Origin of the sequence: Mycobacterium sp. KBS0706 (assembly GCF_005938675.2) — a bacterium.
GTDB lineage: Bacteria > Pseudomonadota > Alphaproteobacteria > DSM-16000 > Inquilinaceae > Inquilinus.
This window is the reverse complement of sequence record NZ_VCCH02000002.1, coordinates 71603-86429: the sequence shown is the minus strand read 5'-3', so window position 1 is coordinate 86429 and position 14827 is coordinate 71603. Positions and strand designations below refer to the sequence as shown.

The following is a 14827-nucleotide window of genomic DNA, read 5'->3' as shown; positions in this document are numbered from 1 at the left end:
TGAGTGCCCAACCTCGCCAGAGTCCAGCGAGCGTGACAGTTAACGATAACTTTCAGAACGGCCCGAAGCCCCTGCCCCGCGGCGCCACGTTGACGGATGTGGCGGCGGCGGCCGGCGTCTCGACCATGACGGCGTCGCGGGTGATGAACGGCCGCGGCGGGGCCAGCGAGGAGACGCGGGCCCGGGTGCTGGCGGCGGCGGCCAGTCTGGCGTACCGGCCGAACAGCTTCGCCAAGGGGCTGAAGGGCGATCGCTCCTACACCGTCGGCATCGTGGTGCCGGACATCGGCAACCCATTCTTCCCGGAGATCATCAAGGGCGCCGAGCTGGCGGCGCGGGCCCGCGGCTTCACCCTGTTGACCTGCAACGTGGTCGAGGACCCGGAGCGCGAGGCCGAGGTGCTGGCGACGTTGCTGGACCGCCGGGTCGACGGCGTCATCGTCTGCAGCGCCCGGCTGGAGGACAAGCGGCTGCAGCAGGCGATCGAGCCGCACCGCGCGGCGGTGCTGATCAACCGGCCGATGCCGCGCCGCGTCGCCGGTACGATCGAGATCGACTTCCGCACCGGCCTGGCCGCCGCCACCCGGCTGCTGATCGCCCGTGGCCGCCGGCGCATCGCCTATATCGGCGGCCCGGCGACCTCCTACAGCGGCCGGATGCGACGCGCCGGCATCCTCGACGCGCTGACGGAGCATGGGCTGGATCTGGTGGCGGAGGAGACGTCCACGCCCGACCTGGAGGGCGGCACCGCCGCCGCCCGGCGCCTGGCGGAGCCCGGCACCGAGATCGACGCGGTGATCTGCTACAACGACCTGATCGCGATCGGCGCCCTGTCGGTGATCCGCGAGGCCGGGCTGGCGGTGCCCGGCGACATCGCCGTGCTGGGCTGCGACGACATCCTGCCCGCGCGGCTGGTGAACCCGCCCCTGTCGACCCTGCACGTCGCCAAGCAGGACCTCGGCGACGCCGCCATGCGCATGCTGATCGACCGGATCGAGGGCCGCAACCTGCAGCATTCGATCGTGATCGAGCCGGAGCTGGTCGAGCGCGCGACGACGTGAGAGACCGTCTCTGACGCCTATCGGCCGGCCCGGATGAAGTCGGCGATGCGCTCGGCGATCATGATGGTCGGGATGTTGGTGTTGGCGCAGGGGATCGACGGCATCAGCGAGGCATCGGCGACGCGCAGGCCGTCGACGCCATGGACCTTGCCGGTCGACGAGGTGACGGCCGCGGGGTCTCGCTCCGCCCCCATCCGGCAGGTGCCCGATGGGTGCCAGGTGCCGCCGACATGGCGCCGGACGAAATCGGTCAGCGCGTCGTCGTCGCGCAGCAGACCGTCCAGCGTCGTCCCCAGGGTGACGGCGGCATGGACCAGCGTGGCGCGTAGCGGCCCGGCGAGATCGAGCAGCGCGGACAGCGCGCCCCGCTGCAGCGCGTTCCAGGCGCCGGGGCCGGCGATCCGCGCGACGCGGGGCGAGTAGCTGGACGGGAAGACCGGGCCGCGATGCCCGTCCATATGCGGGTCCAGCAGCACCGCCGCCCCCAGCCGCAGCGCCAGCTTCAGCCGGTCGAGGTCGCGGCGGTCGCTGAGCATGCGGAAATCGACATGCGGCTCGGCCGCGGGATCGGCCGAAGCCAGGGTCAGCATGCCTCGTGAGAGCGATTTGTTCACCCAGAAGAACAGGCTGCCCATGCGCAGGCCGACCGAATGCCAGCCCGAGCGCGACAGGATGGCGGCGTGCATGTCGCCTTGCGGCAGGCCGTCCAGCCCCGAGGAGAAGCGCCAGATCGCCTGCTCGTGATGCTCGCCGCGATCCCGCACCCGCATCGCCGGCGGCAAAGTGGCGGCGATGGCGATCGAGGGATGCTCCATCAAGTTGCGGCCGACGCCGGGGAGGTTCGCGACCACCGGGATGCCGAGCGGCTGCAGCTCGGCGGCCGGGCCGATGCCGGAGCGCAGCAGCAGCGCCGGGCTGTGGATGGCACCGGCCGCGACGATGACCTCGCCGGCGTCGATCGCCTGCGGCCGGCCGTCCACGCCCATGATCCCCGCCCCGATCACGCGGCGGCCGTCGAACAGCAGCCGGTCGGCGCGGCACCCGGTCAGGATCGTCAGATTGGGCCGGCGGCGGACCTCGGGCGTCAGCCAGGCGATCGAGGTCGGCAGGCGTTCGCCGTGGTCGCTGACGGCGATGGCGCCGCGATAGGCGCCGTCCTCCCAGGCTCCGTTCTGGTCGGCCCGGATCGGGTGGCCGCGCCGCTCCAGCGTCTGCATCACCCGGTGCACGAAGGGCGAGATCCGGTCGCCGCCGATGCGCCGGATGCTGAGCGGCCCGTCCGTCCCATGCAGCGGGCCGGTGAAGTCGCGGTCGGCCTCGATCCGGCGGAACACCGGCAGGCAGTCGTCCCAGCCCCAGCCGGCGGCGCCCAGCGCCTCCCACTCGGCGTAATCCCCGGGCGAGCCGCGATTGGCCATCAGTGCGTTGATGGCGGAGCCGCCCCCGAGCAGCTTCGCCTGCTCGTAGCGGCGGCTGCTGCGCGGCGCCGCATTCGACCGGCCGTGGCCCATCAGGGCCGTCAGCCCGCCCCAGATGTTCGAGGAATCGAGATAGGCCCGGCCGGGATAGCGGCTGAGGATGTCGGGCGGGGCGTTGCCGGCGGCGATGTCCCGCCCCGCCTCCACCAGGATGACCGAGCGGCCGAGATCTTCCGACAGCCGCGCGGCCAGGACGCAGCCGGCCGAGCCGCCGCCCAGGATCAGGCAGTGGGCCCTCATCCGGCGACGGCCCGCCGTCGCTCCGCGTTCCGGGCGCTGAGGGAGGCCAGCACGACGATGACCAGGGAGACCGCGGTCAGCAGCGTGCTGATGGCGGCGATGGTCGGGTCGATCTCGTCGCGCAGCGAGGTGAACATGCGCTTGGTCAGGGTCTGGTACTGGCCGCCGGAGACGAACAGGGCGACGACCGTCTCATCCAGCGCCGAGATGAACGCGAACAGCAGGCCGGAGACCACGCCGGAGCGGATCTGCGGCAGGGTCACGGCGAAGAAGGTGCGGAACCGGTTCATGCCGAGGCTGAGCGCCGCCATTTCCTGCGCCGGGTCGAATTTGCGCAGGCTGACCAGCACCGAGGTCACCACATAGGGCAGCCCGAGCATGACATTGGCCAGGACCAGCCCGGTCATGGTCGCCAGGAGCCCGACCTGGGCATAGACCAGGAAGATGCCGACCGCCGTGATCACGATCGGCACCACCAGCGGCAGCAGCAGCACCACCTGCAGGCCGCGCAGCAGCTTGGATTGGGTGAGGTTCAGCGCATAGGCCGCCGCGGTTCCCATGATGGTGGCGAGGACGGCGCTCGACGCCGCCACGATCAGGCTGATCTTCGTCGCCTGCATCCAGGCCGGGTTGCCGAGATAGGAGTCGTACCAGCGCAGCGACCAGGACGGCGGCGGGAAGGACAGGAACCGGGCGCCGGAGAAGGACATCGGCACGACGATGACGATCGGGATGATCATCCAGACCAGGACCAGCGCGACGAAGCCGTACAGGAAGAAGTGGGTGATCTTCATGGCTCACCTCGCGCCCATGATCCGTTCGAACGGGATGAAAAGGCTGGCGACCCGGAAGATCAGGAACACGCAGGCCAGCAGGACGACGCTGATCGACGAGGCCGCGCCCCACTCGTTGTAGACCTCGATGTTCCGGGAGACGAGCATCGACACCATGTAGGTGCGGCCGCCACCGAGCAGCTCCGGCGTGATGTAGAAGCCGAGCGTCAGGGCGAAGACCAGCACCGCCCCCGCGATCACGCCCGGCAGAGACAAGGGCAGGAACACGCGCAGGAAGACGAAGGCGGGCGACCCGCCCAGGCTGGCCCCCGCCATGGTCAGCTCGCGCGGGATCTTCTGCATCGCCGCATAGAGCGGCAGCACCATGAAGGGCAGCAGGATGTGGATCGTCGCGATCACGGTGCCGAGCTCGTTATTGACGAGCAGCAGGGGGCTGTCGATCAGGCCGAGATCGGTCAGCGCCGAATTGATGATGCCGCGGCGCTGCAGCAGGATCAGCCAGGCGTAGGATCGCACCAGCACGCTGGTCCAGAACGGCAGCACCACCAAAGCCAGGATCACCATCCGCCAGCCCGGCGACACGGCCGCCGCGACATAGGCGACCGGATAGCCGAGCAGCAGCGTCGCCAGGGTGACGGTGAAGGCGATGCGGAAGGTCGTCAGGAAGGACATCCAGGTGGCATCGTCGGTGACGAAGCGCTGGTAGTTGGTGAGGGTGAAGCCGCCGTCCTGGCGGATCGACTGCCAGGCCAGCCAGCCGAGCGGCACGATCAGCAGGCAGACGATCACCGCCAAAGCGGGCGCCAGCAGCAGGAGCGTCAGCCGCTGCTCGCGACGCTCCTGCGACACCGACGGACCGATGGTCGGCTGCGACACCGAAGGACTGATGGTCACGGACATGCCTGCTTCAACCGCTCGGGGCTATTGCTGGATGAAGGAGGCCCAGCGCTTCAGCACCTCCTCGCCGGCGGGGGAGCTCCACCACTCGGTGGAGACCAGCACCTGCTTCGCGGCGTTGTCGGGCGAGCTCGGCATCTCCGCCGCGCGCTCGGGCGAGATCTTGCCGGTCTTGTAGGCCTCCGGATTGGCCGGGCCGTAGTCGATATAGGCCGGGAAGTTGGCCTGGATGTCCGGCGCGATCGCCGCGTTGAGGAACTTGACCGCCGTATCGGCGTTCGGGGCGCCCTTCAGGATGCACAGCGAGGTGTTCTGCAGCATGCCCTGGTTGTAGGTGAAGCCGACCGGGGCGCCTTCCTTGGCCACGGCCGAGACGCGGCCGTTCCAGGCCATGATCATGTCGGCCTCGCCATCGGCCAGCAGCTGGGCGGACTGGGCGCCCGAGGTCCACCACACCGCGATGTTCGGCTTGATCTCCTCCAGCTTGCGGAAGGCGCGATCGACATCCAGCGGGTAGAGCTTGTCCGGCGCCACGCCGTCGGCCAGCAGCGCCGCCTCGAGCGTCGCCAGCGGGTGGTTGCGCAGCGCCCGGGTGCCGGGGAATTTCTTGACGTCCCAGAAATCGGCCCAGCTCTTGGGCGGGTTGTCGCCGTATTTCTCGGTGTTGTAGGCCAGGACGCTGGAATAGAACTCATAGGCCACCGAATACGGCGTCTTGTAGGTGTCCGGCAGGCCGGCGGCGTTCGGGATCCTGGCGAAGTCGAGCTTCTCGATCATGCCCTGCTCGCCGCCGCGGACGCAGTCCTTGGTCGGGGTGTCGACAACGTCCCAGATCGGCTTTCCGGTGGTGGTCTGGGTCTTGATCACCGGCCAGGCGTCGGGCGCGCTGTCCTGGTTGATGGTGATGCCGAGCAACTCGGCGGCCGGGTCGAGGATGGCCTTGGTCTGCGCCTCCTGATAGGCGCCGCCCTGCGACACGAAGGTGATCTGCTCGGCGCCGGCGGCGCCCGAGGCCAGCGCGCCGAGGGCAAGGCCGGCGGCGAAGAGGTGAAGCCTGGATCTCATGGTCCTGTCTCCCTGTTTCGTTGGCCGGCTCTCCGGCATTTTCACAGCCCGACGGCGTCGAGCATCTGGTACCAGCCGGCGACGGCGCGGACCGCCGGCTCGCGCAGCGGATAGAACGGCACCGGTGCCAGCCGCCTGGCGTCGAGCAGCCCGACATCCGGCGTCTCGCCGCGCACGAAGGCGGCGAGGTAGCGGCCCATCAGGCTGGCCATGGCAACGCCGGCGCCGTTGTAGCCGAGGGCGAACAGCAGCCGGTCGTCGCGCCGCCCGACATGCGGGACGGAGTCCAGCGTCATGGCGACAAGGCCGGACCAGCTGTATTCGACCGGGATGTCGGCCAGCATCGGGAACAGCGCCACCATGGCGCGCCGCAGCGCCGCGAAGGCGGCCGGCGAATCCGCCTTGCCGAAGGCGCCGCGGCCGCCGAAGACGAAGCGGCCATCGACGATCCGGAACCAGCGCATCATCCGCCGGGTCTCGCTGCAGATCCGGCGGGTCGGCAGCAGGCTGGCGGCGAGGTCCGGCGGCAGCGGCGCGGTCGCCAGGACGGCGCTGCGGAACGGCACCAGAGTCCGCTGCATCTCCCGCGTCGCGCCGGTCAGGTCGGAATAGGCATTGGTGGCGATGATCGCCTGGGCGGCGCGCACCCGGCCCCGCGGCGTCTCCACCACCACCGCCCCCCGCTCGCGCCGGATCGCGAGCGCCGGGCTGTCCTCATGGATGCGGATGCCGCGCGCCGACAGGCCGGCGGCCAGCCCGCGCGCATAGTTCAGCGGGTGGATGCAGCCGGGGCCGCGGGTCAGCGCGCCGCCGACGAAGCCGTCGGAGCCGAGCTCCGCCCGGACCTCGTCGCGCGACAGCAGGCTGATATGGCCGTCGCCCATCTCGGCCTTCATCCATTCGGCCTCGGCGGCGACGGCGACCAGCGCCCGCTCGGTGTGCGCCGCCTTGACCAGCCCGACCCGGGCGAAGCCGGCGCTGTCGATGCCGAACTCCTCGACCAGTGCCTCGACGGCGTCGACCGCCTCGTGGCCCAGCTCGTACATTCGCCGCGCCATGTCCCGGCCATGGGTTGCGGCGATGGCCGGCAGCGACAGGCGGAACTTGGGGGAGACGAAGCCGCCGTTGCGGCCGCTGGCCCCCCACCCGACCGCATTGGCGTCGAGCACCAGAGGGTCGAGCCCGCCGGCGGCGATGTGGTGCGCCGCCGACAGGCCGGTGTAGCCGGCGCCGATGATGACCACATCCGCCGCGGCATCGCCGTCCAGCGCCGGCAGGCACGGCGCCGGGCCTGCGGTCGCGGCCCAGAGCGAGTTGACGCCGAGCCTGGGGGAAGGAAGGGCCATCATCGGTATGCGTCCGGTCAGGCGGCCCGTGCCTCGGCCGCCTCGACGGCGTCGGCGAGCTGCTGCAGCGTCGCGAAATGGAAGTCGGGCGTGGTCAGCGTCGGCACCGCCGGGGTGCCGCCGAAGCCCTGCTGCCCCTGTCGGCGCTCGATCCAGCAGGTCTTGTAGCCGAGCTTGCGCGCGACGCCGATGTCGTGGTGCTGGCTCTGCGCCACATGCAGGATCTCGCCGAATTTGTAGCCGAAGGCCGATTGCCGGCCGCGGTTGAAGGAGAAGAAGTTCGGGTCGGGCTTGGCCGTGCCGGTCTCGTCGGCGGTGACGCTGTCGTCGAAGGGCTGGCCCAGCGTGTTGGCATAGCTGGAGAAGGCGGTGCGGTCGGCATTGGTCATCGCCACCAGCCGGAAGCGGCGGCGCAAGCGGCGCAGCGCCTCGGCGGAATCGGCGAAGGCCGGCCAGCGCAGCACGTCGAGCTGGAAGGCCCCGGCCGCCAGGTCGTCGGCCGGCAACTCCAGCTCCTGCGCCAGCGATTTGTAGACATGGAACATCGCCTCGCTGGACCGGTACGGGTGGGCGTCGCGGCCACGCTTGTAGACCTCGAAGATCCGGTCGTCGCTCAGCCCCTGCGCGGCGCGGCCGCCGATCCGCCGGACGGAGTCGAGGATTCCGGTCTCGAAGTCGATCAGGGTGCCGACGACGTCGAAGGTGAGGACTTTGAAGGCGCTGAACGGCATGGATATCTGCTTCTCGGATTGTGGATCGGGAGGAATGGCGCCGGCTCAGGCGGCCGCGCGCGGGACGACGATGGTGTCTTCGGGATGCAGGGTGACGGCGATCCGGCCGCCGACCGGCGGGACGCTGCTGCGCGCGGCGTGATGGCTGGGCTGGCGCAGGCTGAGCACGGTGCCGTCGTCGAGGGTCAGGAACACCTTCAGGCTCTCGCCCTGGTAGATGATCTCCGACACCTGGCCGGACAGCCGGTTGGCGCCGTCGCCGGCATCGCCGGCGTCGATCAGCAGCTTCTCGGTTTGCACCGCCAGCAGCAGTTCGTCGCCCTGCGGGATCGGCCGGCCGGAGCGCAGCACGGCGCCGCCCAGAGCCACCCGGTCGGGCCCGGCGCGGGTGACCGGCAGCAGCGCCGCCTCGCCGATGAAGCTGGCGACGAAGCTGTCGGCCGGATGGTCGTGCAGCCGCTCCGGCGTGTCGATCTGCACCAGCCGGCCGTCGCGCAGGATGGCGACCCGGTCGCTCATCGTCAGCGCTTCGCGCTGGTCATGGGTGACGTAGACGATGGTCGCGCCCAGTCGCCGGTGCAGGTGCCGCAGCTCGATCTGCATCGTGTCGCGCAGCTGCTTGTCGAGGGCCGACAGCGGCTCGTCCATCAGGATCAGCCGCGGCTCGAACACGATGGCGCGGGCCAGGGCGACACGCTGGCGCTGGCCGCCGGACAGCTGGGAGATCCGGCGGTTCTCGTAGCCGGACAGATCGACCATCGCCAGCGCCCCGGCCACCTTGCCGGCCCAGCCCGATTTCGGCAGGCGCCGCGCCCGCAGCGGGAAGGCGACGTTCTCGCCCACCGTCAGATGCGGGAACAGGGCGTAGCTCTGGAACACGATGCCGATGTCGCGCTTGTGCGGCGGGGTGAAGGTGACGTCGCGCTCGCCGAACCGGACCGACCCGGCCGTTGGCTGGATGAAGCCGCCGAGGATGCTGAGCAGCGTGGTCTTGCCCGAGCCGGAGGGGCCGAGCAGCGAGACGAACTCGCCCGGCGCGATCGTCAGGCTGACATCGTCGAGGGCGCGGAAGGCATCGTAATGCTTGCTGACGGAACGGATCGAGACGCCCGTGCTGCCGTGCTGCGTCATGGTCGTGAGCCTTGTCCCTGAGCGCCGCGCATGCCATGGCGGCATGAGCGGCCGTCACCGGATCCGTCGCATCGTTCTCCGCCAGGCGGGCGATCGCGTGCCGGGATCCTTGTGTCGTGGATAGATCACAGCAAACGACCCGGGGCGAGGCAATTGCGAAAAGGTTGGCCGGCCCATAAACTCAGATCATGACCCAGCTGCGCCGGATGCTGCCCTCGTCGAATGCCCTCTTCGTGTTCGAGGCCGCGGCGCGCTGCGGCAGCTTCACCCGGGCGGCGGCGGAGCTGAACGTCACCCAGCCGGCGGTCAGCCGGATGCTCGGCCGGCTGGAGAGCCATCTCGGCGTGCGGCTGTTCGACCGGTCCGCCGCCGGCATCGTGCTGACCGAGGACGGCCGGACGCTGTACCGCCGCATCGCCGAGGGGTTCCGCAGCATCGAGGCCGCGATCCGCGAGATCGAGGCAAAGCGCACCGGCACCGAGACGGTGACGCTGTCGCTGTCGACCGCCTTCACCACCCATTGGCTGATGCCGCGGATCAACCGGCTGCAGAAGGAGTTCCCGTCGGTCGACCTGCGCTTCCAGCTGATCGCCGGGCCGCTGCAGGGGCCGGTCGACGATGTCGATCTCGGCATGCGCTTCGTCGACGGCGGCGATGCCGGCCACGAGACCTCGCTGGTGATGCGCGAGATCATGCTGCCGATCTGCAGCCCGGCCTATCTCGAGCGCCAGAAGGCGGCGAGCGACGGCAACACCATCATCAACCTCGCCGGCTCCGACCCCGGCTGGCCAGACGGGTTCGAGGACCTCCGCGACGACCGCGCCGGGCCGCGGAGCACGCTGAGCTTCTCCGACTACGCTATCGTGGTGCAGGCGGCGCTGCTGGGCCAGGGCATCGCGCTGGGCTGGGTGACGGTGTCCTCGCACTGGCTCGGCACCGGGGCACTGGTGCCCGCCGCAAGCAGCCTGATGCGCACCGGGCGGCTGTGCCAGCTGGTGCATTCGCGGGCCCGGCCGATGCGCACCGCCGTCGCCGAGATCCGCGACTGGATCATCGCCCAGACCCGGTCGGATATCGGTGTGCTCGACGGGCTCTATCCCGAGCTCGGGGTCGGCGCCGCGGCGTTCTGAGAGCTACGCCCCGTCCGTGTCGGCCAGGGTGCGGTCGAGCGCGTCGACCAGGATCTCGGCGTGCTCGCGCCCGAAGACCAGCGGCGGGCGCAGCTTCAGCACGTTGCCATGCCGGCCGCAGCTGCTGACCAGCACCCGCCGCCGGCGCAGGCCGTTGACCACGTGGGCGGCCAACACGCCGTCCGGCTCGCGCGTCGCCCGGTTGCGCACCAGCTCGACCCCGAGGAACAGTCCCGCGCCTCGGACATCGCCGATGGCGGGGTGGCGGACCGCCAGATCCTGCAGCGCCTGGCGCAGGACCGCGCCGGTGTCGCGGGCATTCGCGACCAGGCCCTCGCCTTCGATCACGTCCAGCACCGCCATGCCGACCGCGGCCGAGACCGGGTTGCCGCCGAAGGTGTTGAAATAGCGGGTCCGACGGCCGAACTCGGCCAGCACTTCTGGCCGCGCCGCCATGCCGGCGATCGGGTGGCCATCGCCCATCGGCTTGCCCATGGTGATCATGTCGGGGACGAAGCCGTGCCGGGCGAAGCCCCACATGCCGCCGGTGCGGCCGAAGCCGGGCTGCACCTCGTCGGCGATGACCAGCCCGCCCGCCGCCCGCATCGCCGCCGCGGCCGGGGCCAGAAAGCCGGCGGGATCGGCGAAGACGCCGTCGCTGGAGAAGATGGTATCGACCAGCAGCGCCGCCGGCGTGATGCCGTGCCGGCGCATATCCTCGATGGCGGCGGTCACCCGCGCAGCGAAGGCCTGGCCGACATCGCCCGGCTCGCGATAGGCGTCCGGCGGCGCGACCAGCCGGACATGGTCGCCGATCCGGACCGCGCTGCCGAGCGAGGGCGACATCTCCGCCAGCGCCACGGTCACGCCGTGATAGGCCCAGTCGGTGACGACCACGCCGGTGCCGCCGGTGACGGTGCGCGCCACCCGCAGGGCCAGGTCGTTGGCCTCGCTGCCGGTGCAGGTGAACATCACATGGCCGATCTCGAGCGGGAAGGTCGCCAGCAGCCGCTCGGCATAGTCGAGCACGCCCTCCGAGAGGTAGCGGGTGTGGGTGTTCAGCACCGCCGCCTGTCGTGCCAGCGCGCCGACGACATGCGGGTGGCAATGCCCGACCGAGGCGACGTTGTTGTAGGCGTCGAGATAGCGCTCGCCATCGGCGCCGGTCAGCCAGACGCTCTCGCCGCGCACGACATGCAGCGGCTCGTCGTAGAACAGGCGATACGCCGGGCCCAGCAGCCGGTCTCGGCGGGCGCGCAGGGCGGCGGTGCGGTCGTCAGCCATGGATTTCCTCCCGGCAGATCCTGTGCAGGCGGCCGGCGGCTTCCTGCCGGTCGAGATCGGCAAGCCGCCGCAGCCGCGCCCAGGCCGTCTGGTTGTTGCGCAGGATGTAGTCCCGGTTCTCCGGATGGCGCCGGGCGCGCCAGGCGCCGATGACCACGATCATCACCAGCCGGGTCGCCATCAGGTCGCAGAGCAGATCGATCTCCTGCGGCTGCAGCGGCAGCGCGTCGTGGTAGCCGGCGATCAGTTCTCCCGCCGGGCCGAGCGGGTCGTCCCCGTCGGAGAGGTGATAGGCGGCTGCGACGGCGACATCGGTGGCCAGCACGGTCCGCACCGCGTCGCCGAAATCGATCAGGCCGGTGATCGTGTCGGGGTCGGCCGGATCGACCAGGATGTTGCTGGGATTGGCGTCGGCATGGATCACCTGCCGGCGCAGCCCCGGCAGGGCCGGCGCCACCACCCGGTCGAACCGGTCGAGGCCGGCCGCGGCCAGGGCCCGGCGGTCCGCATCCTCGATCTCGCCCAGCAGGTCGCGCAACCGGGCCGCGCCGGCCATGTCCCAGATCAGCTCATGCTCGTCGGCCGGATGGCGGAAGCCGGCGAGGGCCGTGCCGAGGCGGCCAAGCCGCTCGCCGATCCGCCGGCGCTGGCGCGGCGAGCGCGCGGCGACCGTCGCCAGCGGCGTCCCGTCCAGGAAGGACAGCATCCGGGCCACCAGCGGAGCGCCGGCGCTGATCTCGATCTCCGCCGCCCCCTCGGGCGTGCGCAGGATGCGCGGCGCCGGCAGCTGCGGATCCGTCCGCTCCAGATGCAGCAGCAGCTCGGTCTGGAAATTGGTGACCTGCCGCGCCTCGGCCGGATCGGCGATCTTGAGCAGCACCCTCCGCCCGGAAGCGGTCTCGATCCGGAAGTTCTGGTCGCGCTCGCTGCTCAAGGCCTCGGCGCGCCCCGCGATCCCCCAGCGGGCACGGACCAGCCGCTCGGCATCCTCCGGCGAGAGCCGCCTGTCGTCGGTCCCGGTCATCAGCCGGAGAAGCCGTCGAAGAAGCGCGTCAGCAGCCGGCCGAGGACATCGACGGCATAGCCGCCCTCCTGGATGATCGCGGCCGGCTTGCCCAGCGCCCGGATCTTCTCGCCGGCGCGGGCGAAGCCGTCCTCGGTCACCTGCAGCGCCGCCAGCGGCTCGTCCTTCGAGGCGTCGAAGCCGAGGCTGACCACCACCGCATCGACCCCGGCCCGTTCGGTCGCTGCCACCGCCTGGTCGACCGCGGCGAGCCAGCCCTCGTCGCCGGTGCCCAGCGCCAGCGGCAGGTTGAGGTTGGCTCCCTCCCCCGCCCCGCCGCCGGTCTCGCCGGCATGGCCGACATACCAGGGGTAATAGCGGTTCGGGTCGCCATGCACCGAGGCGACGAAGACATCCGCCCGGTCCCAGAAGATGCCCTGGGTGCCGTTGCCGTGATGGGCGTCGATGTCGAGCACGGCGACACGCCCCGCACCGCGGTCGCGCAGCCGCTGCGCCGCCAGCGCCGCGTTGTTGACGTAGCAGTGGCCGCCGGCCCTTGCGGCATAGGTGTGATGCCCCGGCGGGCGGGCCAGCGCATAGGCGGCGCAGCCGGCCGCCGCCTCGTCGGCCGCGGCGACGGCGCAGGACGCGGCGGCGATCGAGGCCGCCCAGGTCTGCGGCCCGATCGGACAGGAGGTGTCGGCGGTGTACCAGCCGAGCTTGCCGACGATGGTGCCGGACGGCCGGGCGCCCTGGGCCAGCATCTCCGGGCTCGGATGGATGTTCGGCACCAGCTCGGGCCCGTGATCGGGCAGCGCCGACCACTCCGCCCAGGCCTGTTCCAGGAAGTCGAGATAGTCCGGCGCATGCACCGACTGCAGCGCGGCGCGGTCGACCGCCGGCGGCTCGATCACCTCGAGCTTCATGTCATGCACCGCGGCCAGCAGCGCCTCGGCCCGGGCCGGCACCTCGAAGTTGCGGCGCAGTTGGCCGCGCTGCAGGAAGAACTGCGGCGCGTGGCTGCGCTGGATGTCGTTCCAGAAGACCTTCATCGGATCATCCCATTCGTCGAAAGGCGCCGGGCCGCCGGCCTCGACCGCCGCCGCGTCAGTGATGTATGATGCATCATCGAAGCCCTTCGCACCATCCCGCCGCATGGACAGCACGACGCCCCCGACGATCGATAAACCCCGCCCGGTGCCCGGCCTCGACGCGATCGACCACGAGAATCTGGGCGACATCGTTTACGCCAAGCTCGGCGCGGCGCTGATGGAAGGCGCGCTTCGGCCGGGAGAAAGGCTGCGGATCCGCGACCTGGCGCAGCAGATGGGCACCAGCGTCACGCCGGTGCGCGACGCCATCCTGCGGCTGGTGCAGGAGCAGGTGCTGATCCTGCGCAGCCTGCGCGACATCCGCGTGCCGTCCCTGACGTTGGCGCAGTATCTCGAGATCCGCGACATCCGGATCGAGCTGGAGGGGTTGGCGGCGGAGCGCGCCGCGGCGCGGGCGACGCCGAAGGAGCTGAAGCTGCTGGAACGGCTGATCCGCCAGAACGAGACCGCGATCCGCCGTGGCGACACCGCCGCCGCCATCGCCCTGAACGAGCAGTTCCACCTGGCGTTGCCGGCGATCGCCGGGCTGCCGACCCTGGCCGGCATCCTGAAGCCGCTGTGGATGCGGATGGGGCCGCTGATCTCCGAGCTCTACGAGGCCGGCGGCCGGTCGATGATCGAGCATCACTATCCGGTGCTGGAGGCGATCCGCGCCGGCGACGGCCCGGCAGCGCGGCGCGGGATCGCGCAGGACATCCTGAAGGGCGGCGAAGTCATCCTGCGGCACAAGCTGCTGGAGGCGGAAGAGCCGGCTCATGACCAGTAGGGCGGTTTCCCGTCCTCGACCAAGACCAGCGCGGCCTTCCATCCCTTCTCGCAATGCTCCAGCGTGGCGCCGCGGCGGAACTGCTCGGCGGTGTGCAGCCGCACCTCCTCCGGCGGCAGCACCAGCTCGGCCCCGCCGGCCAGGGCCTGGATCTGTGCCTGGCAGGCCCGCTCCAGATAGTAGATCTGGTTGAACGCCTCCGGGATCGTGCGCCCGCCCACCAGCAGGCCGTGGTTGCGCAGGATCATCGCCTGGCGGTCGCCGAGGTCGCGCACCAGCCGGTCGCGCTCGTCGAGGTCGAGGGCGATGCCTTCATAGCCGTGATAGGCCAGCCGGCCGTAGAACTTGAGCGCGTGCTGGCTGATCGGCAGCAAGCCCTGCTTCTGGGCCGAGACGGCGATGCCGGCGGCAGTGTGGGTGTGGATGACGCAGACCAGGTCGTGGCGGGTGGCGTGGATGGCCGAATGGATGGTGAAGCCGGCGGCGTTCACCTCCTGGTCCATCGCCGCGTCGGTGCCCCCCGCCCCTTGGCCCACCACCCGGCCGTCGAGGTCGATCTTGACCAGGTCGCTGGCGCGCATGCGGTCGAACAGCACGCCGTAGCGGTTGATCAGGAAATGGTCCTCCGGCCCCGGCACCCGCGCGCTGATATGGGTGTAGATAAGGTCGGTCATCCGGAAATGCGCGACCAGCCGGTACAGCGCCGCCAGGTCGCAGCGGGTCTGCCACTCCGCCTCGCTCATGCCGGGCGGCACTGCTGTCATCTGTCCGTCCATCCGGGCTTCCTCC

General features: G+C 70.9%; 14 protein-coding genes. 3 read left to right on the top strand and 11 right to left on the bottom strand.

Translation table 11 applies throughout. The annotated features are described in order from the left end of the window. The first annotated feature begins 32 nt into the window (after window positions 1–32). A complete protein-coding gene (locus tag FFK22_RS01450) occupies window positions 33–1061 on the top strand; it encodes a LacI family DNA-binding transcriptional regulator (protein WP_221938311.1) in 1029 nt (342 codons plus the stop codon). Window positions 1062–1078: 17 nt separating this feature from the next. Here the strand turns inward: FFK22_RS01450 and FFK22_RS01445 are convergent, their stop codons facing one another. Genes FFK22_RS01445 through FFK22_RS01415 form a run of 7 tightly spaced genes read right to left on the bottom strand, consistent with a single transcriptional unit; the run spans window position 1079 to window position 8743 of the window. Beyond that, window positions 1079–2779: a GMC family oxidoreductase gene (locus FFK22_RS01445; RefSeq protein ID WP_138886476.1), complete on the bottom strand. Its 1701-nt coding sequence runs from the start codon at window positions 2777–2779 to the stop codon at window positions 1079–1081. Next, a complete protein-coding gene (locus FFK22_RS01440) occupies window positions 2776–3573 on the bottom strand; it encodes an ABC transporter permease (RefSeq protein WP_138886477.1) in 798 nt (265 codons plus the stop codon). The genes FFK22_RS01445 and FFK22_RS01440 overlap by 4 nt, the downstream gene beginning before the upstream one ends. 3 nt (window positions 3574–3576) lie before the next feature. Continuing rightward, complete coding sequence (locus tag FFK22_RS01435; RefSeq protein WP_221938310.1) at window positions 3577–4467, bottom strand: ABC transporter permease; 891 nt, start codon at window positions 4465–4467, stop codon at window positions 3577–3579. A gap of 27 nt (window positions 4468–4494) precedes the next feature. Further along, window positions 4495–5535, bottom strand: a complete 1041-nt coding sequence (locus FFK22_RS01430) for an ABC transporter substrate-binding protein (RefSeq protein WP_138886479.1) — start codon at window positions 5533–5535, stop codon at window positions 4495–4497. A gap of 41 nt (window positions 5536–5576) precedes the next feature. Then, complete coding sequence (locus FFK22_RS01425) at window positions 5577–6884, bottom strand: FAD-binding oxidoreductase (protein WP_221938309.1); 1308 nt, start codon at window positions 6882–6884, stop codon at window positions 5577–5579. 14 nt (window positions 6885–6898) lie between these two features. Continuing rightward, window positions 6899–7612, bottom strand: coding sequence for an HAD-IA family hydrolase (locus tag FFK22_RS01420; protein WP_138886480.1), 714 nt, complete (start codon window positions 7610–7612; stop codon window positions 6899–6901). Between the two features lie 45 nt (window positions 7613–7657). Continuing rightward, window positions 7658–8743, bottom strand: a complete 1086-nt coding sequence (locus FFK22_RS01415) for an ABC transporter ATP-binding protein (RefSeq protein WP_138886481.1) — start codon at window positions 8741–8743, stop codon at window positions 7658–7660. A gap of 188 nt (window positions 8744–8931) precedes the next feature. On the opposite strand from FFK22_RS01415, the gene FFK22_RS01410 reads away from it, so the two are divergent. Beyond that, window positions 8932–9873 (top strand): LysR family transcriptional regulator, encoded by a 942-nt coding sequence (locus FFK22_RS01410; protein ID WP_138886482.1) that lies wholly within the window; start codon window positions 8932–8934, stop codon window positions 9871–9873. A gap of 3 nt (window positions 9874–9876) precedes the next feature. Here FFK22_RS01410 and FFK22_RS01405 read toward each other — a convergent pair whose 3' ends face one another. Genes FFK22_RS01405 through FFK22_RS01395 form a run of 3 tightly spaced genes read right to left on the bottom strand, consistent with a single transcriptional unit; the run spans window position 9877 to window position 13212 of the window. Beyond that, window positions 9877–11157, bottom strand: coding sequence for an aspartate aminotransferase family protein (locus tag FFK22_RS01405; RefSeq protein WP_138886483.1), 1281 nt, complete (start codon window positions 11155–11157; stop codon window positions 9877–9879). Next, a complete protein-coding gene (locus FFK22_RS01400) occupies window positions 11150–12181 on the bottom strand; it encodes a phosphotransferase (RefSeq protein WP_138886484.1) in 1032 nt (343 codons plus the stop codon). Before FFK22_RS01400 ends, FFK22_RS01405 begins: the two co-directional genes overlap by 8 nt. Next, window positions 12181–13212 (bottom strand): histone deacetylase family protein, encoded by a 1032-nt coding sequence (locus tag FFK22_RS01395; protein ID WP_138886485.1) that lies wholly within the window; start codon window positions 13210–13212, stop codon window positions 12181–12183. Before FFK22_RS01395 ends, FFK22_RS01400 begins: the two co-directional genes overlap by 1 nt. A 103-nt stretch (window positions 13213–13315) precedes the next feature. Between FFK22_RS01395 and FFK22_RS01390 the strand changes: the two genes are divergently transcribed. Further along, window positions 13316–14038: a GntR family transcriptional regulator gene (locus FFK22_RS01390; RefSeq protein ID WP_138886486.1), complete on the top strand. Its 723-nt coding sequence runs from the start codon at window positions 13316–13318 to the stop codon at window positions 14036–14038. On the opposite strand, the gene FFK22_RS01385 is transcribed toward FFK22_RS01390, so the two are convergent. Further along, window positions 14026–14814, bottom strand: coding sequence for a class II aldolase/adducin family protein (locus FFK22_RS01385; RefSeq protein ID WP_138886487.1), 789 nt, complete (start codon window positions 14812–14814; stop codon window positions 14026–14028). The genes FFK22_RS01390 and FFK22_RS01385 overlap by 13 nt on opposite strands. Window positions 14815–14827: the final 13 nt, after the last annotated feature.

Excerpts from the sequence above, each read along its gene's own strand:
- FFK22_RS01395 (WP_138886485.1), bottom strand. The coding sequence starts at position 13,212 with ATGAAGGTCTTCTGGAACGACATCCAGCGCAGCCACGCGCCGCAGTTC.
- FFK22_RS01385 (WP_138886487.1), bottom strand. The coding sequence starts at position 14,814 with ATGGACGGACAGATGACAGCAGTGCCGCCCGGCATGAGCGAGGCGGAG.
- FFK22_RS01440 (WP_138886477.1), bottom strand. The coding sequence starts at position 3,573 with ATGAAGATCACCCACTTCTTCCTGTACGGCTTCGTCGCGCTGGTCCTG.
- FFK22_RS01390 (WP_138886486.1), top strand. The coding sequence starts at position 13,316 with ATGGACAGCACGACGCCCCCGACGATCGATAAACCCCGCCCGGTGCCC.
- FFK22_RS01415 (WP_138886481.1), bottom strand. The coding sequence starts at position 8,743 with ATGACGCAGCACGGCAGCACGGGCGTCTCGATCCGTTCCGTCAGCAAG.
- FFK22_RS01405 (WP_138886483.1), bottom strand. The coding sequence starts at position 11,157 with ATGGCTGACGACCGCACCGCCGCCCTGCGCGCCCGCCGAGACCGGCTG.
- FFK22_RS01425 (WP_221938309.1), bottom strand. The coding sequence starts at position 6,884 with ATGATGGCCCTTCCTTCCCCCAGGCTCGGCGTCAACTCGCTCTGGGCC.
- FFK22_RS01410 (WP_138886482.1), top strand. The coding sequence starts at position 8,932 with ATGACCCAGCTGCGCCGGATGCTGCCCTCGTCGAATGCCCTCTTCGTG.
- FFK22_RS01420 (WP_138886480.1), bottom strand. The coding sequence starts at position 7,612 with ATGCCGTTCAGCGCCTTCAAAGTCCTCACCTTCGACGTCGTCGGCACC.
- FFK22_RS01400 (WP_138886484.1), bottom strand. The coding sequence starts at position 12,181 with ATGACCGGGACCGACGACAGGCGGCTCTCGCCGGAGGATGCCGAGCGG.
- FFK22_RS01445 (WP_138886476.1), bottom strand. The coding sequence starts at position 2,779 with ATGAGGGCCCACTGCCTGATCCTGGGCGGCGGCTCGGCCGGCTGCGTC.
- FFK22_RS01430 (WP_138886479.1), bottom strand. The coding sequence starts at position 5,535 with ATGAGATCCAGGCTTCACCTCTTCGCCGCCGGCCTTGCCCTCGGCGCG.